Genomic DNA, 14,619 nt, shown 5'->3' on the forward strand with positions numbered 1-14,619 from the left:
GTTGGACGGGTCAGCGGCCGCCGAAGATCCTTGACCGGATGTTGAATCGGCCCGCTGAGCCGAACACTTCCTTCGCGAGCCACCGCTCGGCTCCCGGAGCGTCCTGGAGTGCGTCCCGCAACTTGTCCGGCGCCTGCGCCCGCACGCGCTCATCGAGCATTCCCACCCATACACGTACGGCGGTCAGGGCGATGTCGTCACGATCCGCGAGCACGGGCGCCGAGCGCTCCTGCACCAAGTCGAAGTTGTTGAGCACGTCATCGGACCAGTCACGCAGGTCCTCGGGCAGCCGCCCCTCCCGCTGCCTGAGGAATGCCAGCGCAACCAGCCGGCGGGTCGTGTGCCCCAGCGCGTGGGGGGCCCGGGGCGACAGCGCGGCGGGATGCTGCTCCAGCCACTGCGGCAGCGTGTCCAAAGCCCTGGACATGCTGAGGCCGTCGGGTTGGACCGGTACCTGGATGCCCGCCCACATGGCCACCACCAGCGCCACCAGCGCCTTGTTCCGGGCATCCCCCAGCGCCAGGTTCGGCACGTCCGCCCCATATTGCCTGCGCCGAACCCCCTCTATTCCTTTTAACACGTTCGCGGCGATCGTGGCCACCTCCAGTGGTTCGGCAGTCATGATCGGAACCGAGTGCAGGAGCACCGCCCCGCAGACGACCTGCTGCCACGACCTGAAGGTGATTGCCTCACCACGCAGGCGGCGCTCGGACAGGCCTTCGGATCGCAGGTACCGGCGGGCGAAGTCCAGGCCCACCGGGTCTGCCGGGTTGTGCACCAGGCAGGGGCCGACGATCCGCCACCACCCGGGCAGGGCCCGGGGAACCGCGAGCGCCTGTGCCGCGGTGAGGTGGTCGGCCAGCAGGCTGAGGACGTCGTCGGGAAGCCGGGGTGCGGCACGCACCCCCTGCAGCGCCTGCACCAGGGCGACGGCGCCGGCCGCGTTGGCCTCGGAACGCAGCCCGTTGACCGCCGCCTCCAGGGCGATCCAGGGCATGCCCACCAGTACCTGGTCCTGCACGAGCCACGCCAGCGCCGCGGGCGCCAGCAGCGGCAGGGGGCGTTTGGGGTCGTAGGCGTGCAGGTCGCGCAGCCGGTCGTCGACCAGCGCGGCGACGCGGCTGCGTGTGCCCGCGCACGGATCCAGTGCCAGGAGCTCGCGGTGGTCCGGGTCGGAGTCATTGACCAGGGCGCTCGCGGCCGAGCCGAGCAGGGCCGCGGCAAGGTCCGCGGTCAGGGGCAGGCCGTCGCGCACCAGCGCGTCCACCGCCTGCACGCCGGCGCCCACGTGCGAGCGGTCAGCCTGTTCGGCCGCTGCCCGGTAGGCAGTCGAGAAGACGGTGTCAGCCACTGCTTGATTGCCGGCAGCCGCGCTCCATGCCTGGAGCAGCTGGGTGACGTCTTCTCGCCGGGTGCGTGGTGCTGCCAGCCAGTCGGGGTGTCGCGACGCCGTCTCCAGGTACTTCCTGGCCAGGCCTCCCGCGACGCCCGCAACGGGTGACCCCGCCGGGACGGCTGCGAGCTTGGAGTACCAGGACTCGGGGTCGTCCACCGTCGAGCCCAGCACGCGGTCGTTCACAACCGCGGTCAGGTAGGCGCTGGTGGCCAGCGCCCGGGGGTGGCAGGCGACCAGCTCGCGCTCGACCATGGCGGTGAGCGCATCATCCTGGGAGGACGCGAACAGGCCCGGCTCGCAGGCCTCCGCCATCGCCAGCGGCCACGCCGGGGTCAGGTCCCGGTGATCCGGGAGGACGGACAGTACGTCGCGCATTGACTCGGTGGCCGCGACCCACGCCCCCAAGTCATCGGCGGCGGCGCGGGCGAGGCGCCCCCAGGCGCCGGCCGGAGCCGGCCAGTCCTCCGCGGCCGGGTCGATCACCAGGCACTTGGCGCGGTCGAGCCGCCCTCCCAGGGCGTCGTCGCGCGGGGCGAACGCCAATGTGATGCCCTGCCGCAGCAGGCCGTCCACATCCCCGTCACCCGCGATGCGCTCCAGCGTTGACACGCCCACCCGCCGGAATGTCGCGCCGGCGCAGGTGCGCGCCAGGGCCGCGGTCCACGCCGCCGCCTCGTCGGTCGAGTCGCAGGCGACCACCACCAGCCGCGGCTCGCCCGCGCGCCCCGCACCCAGGCCCGCTTCAAGTGCATCGGCGATGGCCCCCAGAACCGGGCCCCTGCGGCCCGCGGCGATGAAGTCGGCGACCGCGTCGTCATCCAGGGGGCCTGCGCGCAGTGCCTGCGGGTCGGGGAGGGTCGCGGCCCGAACATTCTCCGCACCGAATGGGGTGACCCACCAGTTGGAGCGCCACAGGTCCGGCCCGGTCAGCACCGGGGCGGGTTCCTGCCCGAGCCGGAGCAGGTGGGTGACGGTGTTGGGTCTTCCCGTGGTATCCAGCCCGGCGGGCGCGGTGTGCACGAAGACGGTGTCATCGCCCAGCGGCACCTGCGCCAGCCTGCGCTCCGCACCCGCGATCTCCTCCGCCGTCGGGAAGGAGGACAGTGAGCGGACCGGGGAGAGCACCGGCTGGATCAGCCGGCTGAGCCGCTGCGCCTCCTCCTCACCCAGGTCGGCGGAGGCGGCCATGATCTGCCAGCCGGACAGTGCTCGCCCGTCGGCTACGCGGTCCACATTCGTGTATAGCAACTGGGAGCAGGACGCCGGCGCGCCCTGCGGCGGGGCCGGCGAGGCGGGCGGTGAGTCGGCCCGGTACGGTCCCGAGCCGTGGTCCTGGCTTGGAAACGGCATCTGCTCACCGCTCCTTGCACAGGCTGCTCAGCTCGGGGTCGATGAGCGCGTAGTGCTCCAGGGAGCGGGGCGCGTCCTGGCCGCCCGCCCGCACCGAGGCCGCGGCCGGGGAGTCGATCATCAGCCTGAGATAGCCGGGGGCCAGGGGCCCATGGTCGAACCACAGCGACGTCGCACTGCCGTCCGGGGGAATCAGCACCGAGGTGTGGGAGACCTGCCCGCCGTCCTTGGTGGGGCGCTCCAGGAAGAACTCCACCTTGCGGCCGTCCGCGGGATCCAGTGGCAAGTGCTCCGGGTTGTGCACCAGGACGACGCCGACGGCGTCCGGTTGCGCCTGGACGCCCTGCAACGGGGTGAGCTGCAGCTCGACCAGCGTCTGCCCGAAGGCCGCCGCGGCCCGCCGCAGGAAACCGCCGGCGATCCGGGCGTCTCCCGGCCAGTGCAGGGAGTACTGGTACACCCACTGCGGGGGCACCGCGATGCTCTCCGGCGGGGAGACTATCCGCCTGCCCGACAGGTAGGTGAGCGAGTTCAGGTGGATCACGCCCCCGGAGGCGGGCAGTACTCCCCCGCTGAGCACGCATCCGCCGCTGGCGCGGTACTCGTCCCGGGTGATGTCGAGCAGCGGCGTGGAGTCCGGGTCGAATGACTCACCGGGTGCAGTGAAGCGGATCTGCACCGAGGCGGCTTCGCCCGGCCAGGTGAAGGTGACCAGGTCCCAGGTCAGGCGCCGGGTCAGGACCGCGTTGCTGATCCTGCCCGCGCGCTTGCACACGATGGGGGCGCCGATCGTGGCCATGGCGTCGGAGTGCAGCGTAACCGGCGTCAGGTTCAGCTCGTCCCACTGGCTTCCGTCGGGCCAGACCACCAGGTCGAGCCGATAGCGCCGGTGCCCGGGATCGTCGCCGTCGGTTATGGCGGCCAGGCGCGTATTGAGCTTCGCCGAATCGGGAAGACCCGCCTGCGCGAGCTGGCTCTCCGGGATTGTCCGCGCTGCCCGCGCCTGCGCCGAGACCGGCTGCTGCGTCCGGTAGATCACGGTTCTTGCCAGGGGGTTCTGCGTCCAGGTCAGCGATAGCGTCACGCCGGAGCCGTCCGTGGCGGGGACCTGGACGGCCTGCAAGTCCTCAATGGGCTCCACCACGATGTCGGGGACGATGCGGCGGGGAACCGGCCTCGAGGTGTGGGCCTGGCCGTCGATGACGACTTCAACGGCGGCGACATAGGTGTAGGGGCTGCCGCCTGTGATCCGGGCGTCCTGGAATCCGCTGCCGTTGTTGGGCAGTGCGAAGCTCATCCAGGACGAGCTGCGCAGGTGCGGTCCCGGCGGCTCGTCCTGGGGCAGGCGCGCGGTATGCACCGTCAGCGCGGCACCGGGCGGCGCGGTGGGAGGCACCCAGGTGCCGACGACGGCGCGGGCCTCGCCGTCGAACTCGACCTTCCAGTCCACCAGGTCGTGGATGACCACACCGCTGGCCACCCGCCGCGGCTGCCCCAGCTCGCCGGCCCCGCCAAGGGGCTCGTACCCCCATACGGTCACGAAGCGGACCGCGGTCGTGGCCGGGGAGTCGTCGCGGGCAGTCGTGCCGGTGGTGACGGCGACCTGCTCGAAGTCGTCGGGGTTGTAGGGCATGGCGCTGTCGGAGACGACGACGCGGAAGGTCTCCCCCTCGCCGGGGTCCGGCCAGGTGTAGCGGAGTCCGCCGTCCACACGCTGCCAGGACACCGGGATGTGCGCGTCCCCCTGATCGGCGGCGTCCAGGTCCTCACGCTCGTAGGTGTAGTCGGGGAACGCGAACTCGGCCGCGGGCACCTCCGCCTCCGCGGCCGGCGCCCGGCTGCTCGGCGGCGCCTGGTCCGGCTCCTGCGGCACCGCCGCGTCCGCGCCCACGGGCGCCGTCGTGCTCTCCCCCGCATCCGGCGGCTGCGTGGAGGGAGCCGCCGGATACGCCGGCCCGAAGCGGCCATTGAGCATCTGCGCCAGAGGCAGCGCTACGGCGTCGTACAGCTCGCCCCGACCCTCGAGCACCTCCTGCGTGATCACATCCGGGTCGAATACCGTCGCTCCGTCGACCTCCCGGCCGGTGAGCAGCAGGCGCCTCCACATCGACGGCCGCAGGATCTCCTTGGCCTGTGCCCCGGCCCCGGAACCGATCCACTGCGTCATTGCCTCAGTGAAGTCACGGAAGTTGAGCGACATTGTTCGTCCTTATCGTGGGAAGAGGTTGGAGCATGGGATCTGTTCGGCGCCCGGGCGCTCAGTACTCCAGGGGAGCGGACGGCTTATGCGGCGTCGGCTCCGGGACCGGAGCCTGCCCGGAGGCCGAGGGCCCGGGCACGTCGTATGCGGGCTCGTCCAGCCGGAAGCCGCTTCCGGTTCCGACCGCGCTCGGGAACACGAGCTCGGTCGAGGGAAGCGGGTCCGTGGACGCGGCCAGCACCATGGTCTCGCTCAGCCCGCGTGCGGACTGCGCGAACCAGTGGCGGTCCGGGCTGGTCAGCGACCGCCCGGTGGCGCGGGCCGCCGGGCCCAGTACCTGCGCGATCACCGGGTGCGCAACCGGAACCGACAGGTCCCGGCGGTAGTCCGCCAAGCCGCGGCGCTCGCCGTCGGAGGTCATCACGGCGAGCTCCAGCTGCGGACCGGAGGAGCCGGCGAGCAGGTCCAGGCAGGCCCGCCACTTGTCCTGACCGGCGGATGAGCGCACGCCGTCGCGCACCACCGCCTGCTCCCAGTTGGCCAGTGCGGAGCCGTCGTGCCCCGGCTCGTTCAGCAGGTTCAGGTGGCCGGCGTTATAGGCGCTCCGCTGCTCCGCCGTCAGATCGTCGGCCACGCCCGACTCGAAGGCGTCCCACGCCTCGGACAGCCAGCCCACGGTGAAGACCCGCCTGCGCATCTCGGCGGCCACATCGGCCGCGTGCCGCTGCTCCACCTCGACCGTCGTGTACTGCAACGGCTCCGGGGGGACGGCGACGGGACTGTGCGGCTCGGCGACGACCTGACGCTCGCCCAGGGGGTCGGCCAGGAACTCGGTGACGATCGCCGCCCACCGGTTGAACTGCGCGTAGGCCTCCCCGATGGCGGACAGGTCCTCGATCGCCATGCGGAGATTGGTTGCCAGCTCGGGCAGGTGCTCCCGCCGTGACTCGGTGAGGAACATGAGCCGGAAGACCTCCCGCTGGCGTACGGCGAAGGTCACCACAGAGGCGATCAGCCAGACGACCAGGGCGACGGCGGCCACCACCGCAAGCGCCGCCCAGTCCATGCGCCCCATCACGGTAAGTACCAGTGGCACCGCGATTGCGACCGCGAGCACCGCCAGCAGGATCCTCAGGATCCGCGCCAGGACTCGCTGCTCGCGCTCAATCGCGGGCCCGAAGTCCTGCGCCTGGAGTTCATCCAGCTTGGCCTGCAGGTCCCGGATGTCGTCCCTGGCCGAGTCCCACTGACGTGCGATGGCCCGGCCGATCAGCGGCACGAAGCGCGTTCCGTTGCGAGCGCGCCAGGCGTCGATCTGCTGCAGGTACTGCTGGGCGAGTGCGGCGCGCGGCCCCTTGGTATCGACTTCTCGACGCAGCACCCGGCCCACGCGCTGAGTCTCCAGCTCGTCCCAGGAGTGAAGCACGGTGCCGGCGGGCAGCGAGCCGACGGCCTGATCCAGCCGGAGACGGCCCTCCCCCTCGCTCCCGGTCGCAATCGCGTCGCGCTCCGGCACGTAGCCCTCGTAGGCCTCCAGGTGCAGCTCCTCACAGCCGGATCCGTCCAGCAGGGCGCGCGCACCGCTGACGAGGTCATGCCACAGCCCGCCGAAGTCACGTGCTGCGGCCTGCGGCGCACGGGGGAACTCCTCGGGCAGTGAGGCGCTGGCCCGGGCCGCGGCGCGGGACAGCTCCTGCCAGCTCGCCGGCACTCCACTGGCGTCCACCCCGCCGACGACGACGCGTACGGGCGAGTCGGGTCCGAAGACTGCCGCCGAGACGGAGCCGGCGATACCCGCCTTGATCCCGACGATCTGCTTGCGCAGCCAGTCCCCCGGAGCGCCCGCGAGCGCCTTGAGCAGGAATGCGAAGAACATCTTCACCAGCGCCCACGCCCCCATGGACCGCTGCGCCGGCGCCGCGGCCGGCTTCGCCGCCGGGCGGCGCAGGTGGCCGCGGTGACGCCGCTCCCAGGCGACGGCGGCCTGTACCACTCGCCCCCCGGGATCGGGGAAGGCCGAGACCGGCACGCCGGTGTCGGAGCGGACCGGCTGCGGGTAGCGCGCCCCGATGGAGGTGACTTGGGCCCGCAATGACTGCTCGACCGCCTGCGCATCGGTGACCCGCACGAAGGTGCGGGTGACCTTGACGTAGTCGGAGGTGGATGCGCGCTGGCCGTCTTCGGGGGCCGCGCTGACCGCGCCCGTGATCCCGCCCTGCACGGCCAGGCCCACGGCGGCGGATCCGGGAATCAGCTCCGGGGTCAGCCACCAGCCGGAGACGGTGAAGGCCGGATCGGCCGAGGCCTCGGGCGACAGCATCACGTTGTGCCAGCCCTGGTGCCCCAGCTCACCGGGAATGGGCTCGGCGGACCAGGGCACCAGCACCCGCACGCACTCGCGGCGAGCCCGCCCGGGTATGCCCAGCCCCTGGAAGTGGAGCTCCGCAATGGCGGACAGGGCGTCACGCGCCTCATGCCCGACGGGGACTACGACTACCAGCCGCACGGTCTCGACCGCGTGCCGATTCACGGCCCGGGAGAAGCGCTGGGTCGACACCCGGCCCTGGTCCACCGTGAGCATCAGCGGATCTCGTTGTGCGGGATCCGCGGCCGGGTCGGGCGGCGACTCGATCCAGTGGAAGGGTGCCAGCAGCCCGGCGGCGGACAGGTCCGTCAGGGCTCCGAGCAGCGGCCGCTGGCTCTTCGGGGCGATGTAGACGGTTACCGCGTTCCCGGGCGTCTTGTCTGCGGTAGGCACGGTGACCATGCTCAGTACTCCAGCCCGTCCGTCACTGCCCGGGTGCCGCCGACGGCGTCGACGGGCGCCACCTGCGCCAGGTCTTCTCGGACCGCGCGCAGCTCGGCGCTCATCTCCGCCGCCAGGTCGACGCTCAGCGGCGTGGTCTCCACCAGTTCACGGCGGTGGAAGTTGGTCCAGTGCCCGGGTGCGTCCGCCTTGCCCTCCCCGGGAAGGTAGTTCTGGTCGAGATCCGCCAAGATCGCGTCGCAGTAGGCCAGCAGCCTCTCCCGGCGCTCTTCGGCACTGCGCGCATCCTCCAGGTCGACTCCCGGGGTGAGGCCGTCAACGGCCCCCCGACCGAGCAGTTCGGCCAGCATGCTCTGCACGGGAGTGTCCCTGCCGAAGGCCTCCTGGTGCTGGTTGGCGCCGTCGTCGGCCCAGCGGCGCAGCACGCTCCAGGGCCGGAACACCTCCAGGCCGTCGCGGCCGATCCGCAGGTAGGCCAGCAGGGTGGACTCCAGAATCGCCGGCAGCCAGGCATTCGGGGCGATCATCCGGGACGGCGGGGTCAGCATGGGCGCGGGGAAGGCGACCCACTCGCCCTCAGCACGGTCCCACACCCGGACCGGCCGGGTATCGGTGGCGGTGCGCCAGGGGTCCCGGTCGATTCCTCCGGCCAGTGTCGCCGCCCACCATCCGCGGATGATGGCGCGGCGCTCGTCGTCGCCCATCGGCACGCCGCCGGGCAGCGGGCGCGCGCGCCGGAACTGCCAGAAGGACTCGCGCCCGCCGGCCGATCCGGAGACGGCGTCCCACCGGTCCGCCACGGACTTGAGCAGTCCCGAGTACGCGGCCGGCAGGGTGCGCGGGTAGGAGCCGAACACATCGACCCGCGCCACGTCGTCGTCCCCCAGGCGCAGCTGGGCGTTCTTGACCACCAGGTCCGTGGCGAAGGAGGTGTTGTGCCCGAGGTAGTCGAGGAAGTCGTCGGCGACTTGGTGGTTGCGGAAGGGAATCGTCGAGAAGGTGAAGGACAGGCGGGGCGGCTGGCCGTCGTGCAGCCGGGCGTAGACCTGCGGGTCGATCTCCACCAGCGGGCGCGCCATCTCCAGGGTCCGCCGCAACCCCGCCAGTACGGCGGCGGAGCGCTCGGAACGAGCGTGCTCCCCCACCGAGTCGTCGTTGAGGTAGCCGCGCAGCGACTGCGAGGTGAACTGCTCGAAGGCCTCGCCGCGGCGGGCGACGAAGGCCCGCGCCCGCTCGAGCAGCACTCCGGGCTGTAGCCGCACCGTGGCGCGCGCCGGGGTGGGCACCTCGCCCTGAGCGGCCAGCTGAAGCCCCCGCGGCACCCAGCCGGAGGTGCTCAGCAGGTCATCGGGAGCGGGATCGCCGGCCCCCTGCGCCCAGCGGCCGGTAACCACGGCCCTGACCACCGCCATGTACGGGTTGTCCGAGTCGCCCGGGGCGGCATCACGCACGTGCTCGGAGAAGTAGGCGGGATAGTCATTGACATCCAGGAGGACGACCTCGTTGTGGGCCGTCGAGAACCTGGCGGGAACCACGGCCGTCCGCTCCTGGCCCTCCGGCGCCTCCTCGGGCCAGGCGGCGTACAAGTCGGTGGCCACGTCGGCCACGCCGACGGCGTTGTGCCGGTCGCTGCGCGCGGCCTCCAGTACCCGGCGGGCGTCGTTCAGCGCCGTCTCAAGCGGCGCGACCACCGAGTCGGCCATGTCCCGCAGCGCGGGCGCCAGGTACACGGCCGTGGTGCAGCCCACCCACTGCGCGAGCCGCCTGACCAGGGAAGCACGCAGCTGGTTCATGACCTCCTGCTGCGCCTGCGACGACAAGGACCCCTTGTGGCTCATGGATGCCAGCTGCTGGGACAGCTCCCGGGGCAGGCCCAGCGGAGTGTCCGGGCGCTGCGTCACCGCGCCGGCCAGGCGCTCCGCGAGGCTGAGCAGCTCGCCGCCAGGACGCCGCAGATGGTCCAGCACCGTAAGCGCGTAGGGAAGACCGAACTCGGAGATGTTGAGGCGGACCGTGTCCGCCAGCCGGGCGGCGATCTCCTCGGCGCGTGCGCGCGCCAGGTCCCGCGCGATGGCCTCCAGCTGTGCGGAGACCGCCGGGGTCTGGCCGCGCAGCCAGTCGCTGAGCGCATCGGCCAGTGCGGCGGCGGTCACGCCGTCGCCGAGCGCGATCCGCCGGGCGAACAGGCCGTCCACCACGTCCCGCATCCGGGACACGATCGTGTCATTGTTGACCACCCGGCTGGCCTGCGCGGACGCAAGCCACATCAGCGCCTCCTGGTCCGCGGCTCCCGACACCCCGACGATGTTCGTCCCGGAGGCCGTCGGCAGTCCGATCCGCTCCAGCTCCAGCGCGCGGTTGGTGCTCCACAGGTCGCTGAGTGCCTGCGTGTCGCCGACGTTCACGCCCGGGCGGCGGAAGCCGTCCAGCACGTGGTCCACGCAGCGCCGGGCGATCCGCTGGGCGGCGTACTCCGCGTAGCGGTCCCGCCCCGTGCTCAGAGAGGCGTACCCGAAGGAGCTCCAGGCCGTGTCGGTCGCGTCCACTCCCCAGCTGACGTACTCCTTGCTGGAGACGTTCACGCCGTTGGCGATGTCGTAGGACACGTAGTCGTTGAAGGCCGGGGAGGCGATGTAGCGCGCCAGCCCGCGCCCCATGCCGCGGAACACGTCCTCCGCCGAGCCGTCCCCGAAGACGGCCCCGGTCCCGCCGGCCTTGATCCCGATGGGGGTCACCCGCTTGAAGGCGCGGCCCGCGCGGCCGGTGATGCCGAAGCAGGCGTACAGCTCCTCGTCGAGGCCCGCGGCCCGGCCCTCCGCCCCCGCCTGGGCGGCGACGATCTCCCCCAGCATGGCCAGGGTGTTGCCGGGCATGCCGGTACGCATATCGTCCTGAACCGAGCCGAAGGCCTCGGCGGTGTACAGGAAGACCGAGATCAGCTGCGGATCGATCGCGGGCGTCGTCTGGACGCCGGCCACCAGGCGGCACACGTCCAGTGTCATTGAGGCACCGGATCCTCCGGCCATTGAGGAGATGACGAGCACCATGGGCGGCGCGTCGGGCTTCGGGGGCTCCCCCGCACCCGGCACCTTGGCGCAGACGCGCGCGGCCTCATCCTGCGCCTTCGGATCGGCCATGCGTGCCAGGCAGGACTGCACCGCACGCGAAACCTCGTCCAGCTTGGTGAGCACGAGCAGGCGGCCGATGCCACGGAACTGCCCCGCGCCGACCGTGACGGGGAAGGCGACGTCCCGGGGGCGGCGCGGCATCCACGTAGCCAGGTGCCGCAGCCCCGCCGGGGAGTTCTGCTGCACCCGGCCCGTCAGCGCCTGGTCGACCACGGAGTAGGCGCCGGAGGCGACGCCGCAGGCGACGTATGCGCCTCCCTGCTGGCTCACGGTTCCGACGTTCTCGCCGGCCTCCTCCTGGAGCGGGGTGTCGACGTTCAGGAACTGCCAGCACTCGGGTATCTCCCCGATGCCGTGCACCGCGAGGTCGGCGCGCAGCTGATCCATCATGTACGCCAGTGTCTTGGCGCCCGAGCCACCGCATCCGATGACCAGAACCTTGTACATAATCCGTAGTCCTTTCCACCCGCGGTCTCGTCGGGAGGTCGGCGCGGTCCTTCACCGCCCAAGCTAGCCTGTGCGACCACTCGGTGCGCGGTATGTCACTATCCGAACGGGGAGGAGTCATCGAAGGGTGAGGAGTCCCCGAATGGGGATGAGCCCCCGAATGGGGAGGAGTCGCCGAAGGGCGCTGCCCCCGCCGGCTTCGTCCCCTCGGTGCCGGACGCGTCGGCGGGCCGGCCGTCCTCATCCTGGCGCACCGGCGGACTAACCGAGGCGACCGCCGTCCCCAGGTGCTCTCTGGCGTCGGCCACCACCTTCTCAATCGCCTCCGGGGCCGCCGAGGCGAGCAGTACCAGCAGCGTCACGTGCTGGGGCGAGTCGGGCTGATCGAGGACGGCGATCCAGTTTCCGCGCACCGCCAGCGGCAGGACCGCCCGGTTGTTGCGCGCGCCGCCGGCCGCGCCGGATACGGACGGGGCCGCGGCATCGGCCAGGATCACGTAGGGCGGCGCGGTGGGGGACGCCCCCGCCACCGCCCGCAGGCGGTAGCCCGCAAGCGAGTACTCGCGCTGCCGCCGGGGCAGGGAGTGCATCGTCAGGTCCTCGGGGCCGAAGTCGATGGAGCCGACGCCGCCGGCCTGCGGAACCTCGACCACCTTCGTCCCGGCGATCAGTGTTCCCGCGGGGATTCGTGCCGACAGCGACTTGAACAGGTAGAGCAGCGCCAGGGGAATGCCGATGCCCGCGACCAGGGCGATGGCGAAGGTGCTCCACGTGGTGGCGACGTTGAGCGGCCGGCGCATCTCCGCGGTCATGGGGACCTCGATGACCTGCACCCGGTCGGGTTCGTCCAGCGGCGAGACCGAGACCTTGACGGTACCCGTCACGGCACCGTTGGCCTGACCGCCGACGCTCAGCGTGAGCGGGAGCGATGCCTTGACGCCGTCAGCCGCGCTTACGCACTGCTCGGGCGTGGAGGCCGCGGCGCTCACCGTGATGTCGCCGGCCCCCTGGGGGGCGCCCGTGACCTTGAGCGAATCCGCCCCCACCCAGACGCATCCGGGACCGGTGATGCCCAGCTCGGCCGTCGCGGTCGTCTCCTTCTCGAGTCTTCCGAAGTCGATCCTGGCACCCAGCTCGGGGTAGTTCGACGGCGGGTTCACGGTCACCGGGACCGAGCTGATGGTCGGGTCCAGCTGCGTGCCCGGAATCGTCCTCCCGCCGTCGGTCGCAGCCGCCGTCGTCACCGTCACGGAGGTCGTTACGGTTCCGGCGCCCACGGCGACGTCCTCGCCGATTGCGAGCTCCACCGGCTGCTCGATGTCGCTCAGGTCGTCCGAGTGCAGCAGCGCGTGGTCCTCCCCCGCGGCGTCGGTGAGGGTCACCGAGTAGGAGACCGAGCCGGTGAACTTGTCCGCCTGCACCACATCGCCGTCGACACGGGACAGCAGCGCAATGGTGGCGTCCACGCTCTCTCCCTGGCGCAGCGTGGTGGTCTCCAGGTCCTTCCAGCTCAGCGTGAGCGGTGACGTCAGGTGCAGGTTCACATGCACCTGCTTGTCCTGGGACTGGGCCCTGGTGTCGACGAAGGCTATCCGCCACTGCCCGTCCCATGCCTTGGAGGTGGCCGCGTCAAGGTCGACCTCCAGTGTGCGCCGCGTGCGCCACTGATAGCTGATGCCGTCGGCGGGCTGAGCATCGCCCTGCTGCGCCGAAAGGATCGTCGGCGCAGACGCCCCCGGCGGGTACAGGTAGGCGTCCAGGTCATCCACGTCCGTTGTGGCCAGCACGTGCACCGTGTCAACCGACTTGTCCAGGACGAAGGACAGCTCGCCGTCGGCGCAGACCTGTCCCTGGCAGATCTCCACCGAGGACGAGCGGACCGTGTCCCCGGGGGTCCCGATCGCGTCGAATGCGAGCAGGAGCTGGTCGATGCCGTCCGCGGTGTAGAAGGCGCCCGGCGGGGAGGACAGGGCTCCGCATGCCTCAAGCCCGGCGGATGCGCCGTTATCGCCTCCGGCGAGCGTCACCCTGCGCATCAGCGTCAGGTCGGTGTCGCCCGACTCCAGGCCTATGCCCACAAGCACCACGCCCGAGCCGCGGAGCTGATCGGCGAGCCCGGTGTCGCGGCACAGGTCCGCGACACCTGCGGCCTCCGCCCGCGCCACGCCGGCCTCATCGTCCAGCGATACGCCCGGCGCGTAGGGCTTCTCGCTGCCGATGGCGTCACGGACCGCACGCGAGTCCCGCACGTCCAGGTCGAAGGCGCCGTCGGAGAACCAGGCGATCGCCCGGCAGCCCGACTGGTCATGATCCACGAGGTCCTGCCTGGCCCCCTCCAGCGCGGTCCAGTAGTCGGTGTCGTAGTCCCGGATGTCCGCGCCGATCGCCTCGATCGACTGCTTGACGGCCGCGACGCTGTCCGGGGCGATCCCGGTCCACTCGCCGACGGGCGCATAGGCGTCGGAGAAGCCGGCGACGCGCACGTTCACCGCCGCCCCGCTGCGCTCGGAGAAGTCGGCGAGGCGCTCGGCCAGATAGCTCGCGGCCTGCACGCGGGTACCCTCCGGGTCGGTTTCGCGCAGCGATCCCGACTGGTCCAGGAGCAGCAGCAGGGACCCGCTTCCCCGCCCGACCAGGCAGGCTCCGAAGTCATCCATCCCCGACCTCGGCGCAGCGGCCGGCTCCTCGTCGGCCACCGCTCGCGGCGGGGTCGACAGCAGCGTCATGCCGAGGCAGACGGCTCCCACCAGTGCGATCAGGCAGCGCAGGATCCCCCTGCGGCGGAACACGTGTCGTAGCACGCTCACAGCCTCCCCACGTACAGGGCGATCCGCACGGCCGCGACGGCGACGGCGAGGACGGCCGCCACCACGCTGATCCGGTGGAGCAGGGCGGGGGTCTTCTTGTAGAGGTACCACGGGTTCGCCTGCCTCTGAGTGTCCTTCACCACGAAGAACGTCGCCAGCCCCATGCCGAACAGCGCGGCGAGTACCCACGCGACTGCGGCGACGACGATCTGCTCGAACAGGCCCGCGAGCACCAGGGACAGGGCCGACGCGGCCAGGGAGCCGACGAGCAGGCCCACCGGGGCGCTCGTCGTCGAGTACCCGGCGGCAGGCCCCCCGCCGTCCCCGAAGGCGGCGGACGACGCCCTGCCCTCCTGCGGCGCGTCGGTCCCGAAAGCAGCTGCGGACTGCGGGGGCGGGGCAGCGGCCGACGGCGACGCCTCCGTCCCTGATTGGCTCTGCCACGCCCCGAGAGCTGGAGAGCTAGATTCTGGCCGCATCATCGTAGACGAGTTCCTTCCAGGCTCAGGGCGGCCCAAGGCACA

General features: G+C 71.8%; 6 protein-coding genes. All 6 read right to left on the reverse strand.

Translation table 11 applies throughout. The features are described 5' to 3' along the window. Positions 1-10: 10 nt before the first annotated feature. Positions 11-2,746 (reverse strand): GAP1-N2 domain-containing protein, encoded by a 2,736-nt coding sequence (locus E4J16_RS11445; protein ID WP_136193627.1) that lies wholly within the window; start codon positions 2,744-2,746, stop codon positions 11-13. Between the two features lie 4 nt (positions 2,747-2,750). Next, a complete protein-coding gene (locus E4J16_RS11450; RefSeq protein WP_136314049.1) occupies positions 2,751-4,946 on the reverse strand; it encodes a SaeA-related protein in 2,196 nt (731 codons plus the stop codon). A 58-nt stretch (positions 4,947-5,004) separates the two neighbouring features. Then, positions 5,005-7,713, reverse strand: a complete 2,709-nt coding sequence (locus E4J16_RS11455) for a hypothetical protein (protein ID WP_136314050.1) — start codon at positions 7,711-7,713, stop codon at positions 5,005-5,007. Positions 7,714-7,715: 2 nt separating this feature from the next. Continuing rightward, on the reverse strand, positions 7,716-11,288 hold the full coding sequence (locus tag E4J16_RS11460) for a tubulin-like doman-containing protein (protein WP_136314051.1): 3,573 nt from the start codon (positions 11,286-11,288) through the stop codon (positions 7,716-7,718). Between the two features lie 98 nt (positions 11,289-11,386). Continuing rightward, positions 11,387-14,095 carry a VWA domain-containing protein gene (locus E4J16_RS11465; RefSeq protein ID WP_136314052.1) on the reverse strand — a complete coding sequence of 903 codons (2,709 nt, stop codon included), beginning with the start codon at positions 14,093-14,095 and terminating at the stop codon, positions 11,387-11,389. Next, a complete protein-coding gene (locus E4J16_RS11470; RefSeq protein ID WP_136314053.1) occupies positions 14,092-14,577 on the reverse strand; it encodes a hypothetical protein in 486 nt (161 codons plus the stop codon). The genes E4J16_RS11465 and E4J16_RS11470 overlap by 4 nt, the downstream gene beginning before the upstream one ends. Positions 14,578-14,619 lie beyond the last annotated feature (42 nt).

The organism is Actinomyces procaprae, assembly GCF_004798665.1.
Lineage (GTDB): Bacteria > Actinomycetota > Actinomycetes > Actinomycetales > Actinomycetaceae > Actinomyces > Actinomyces procaprae.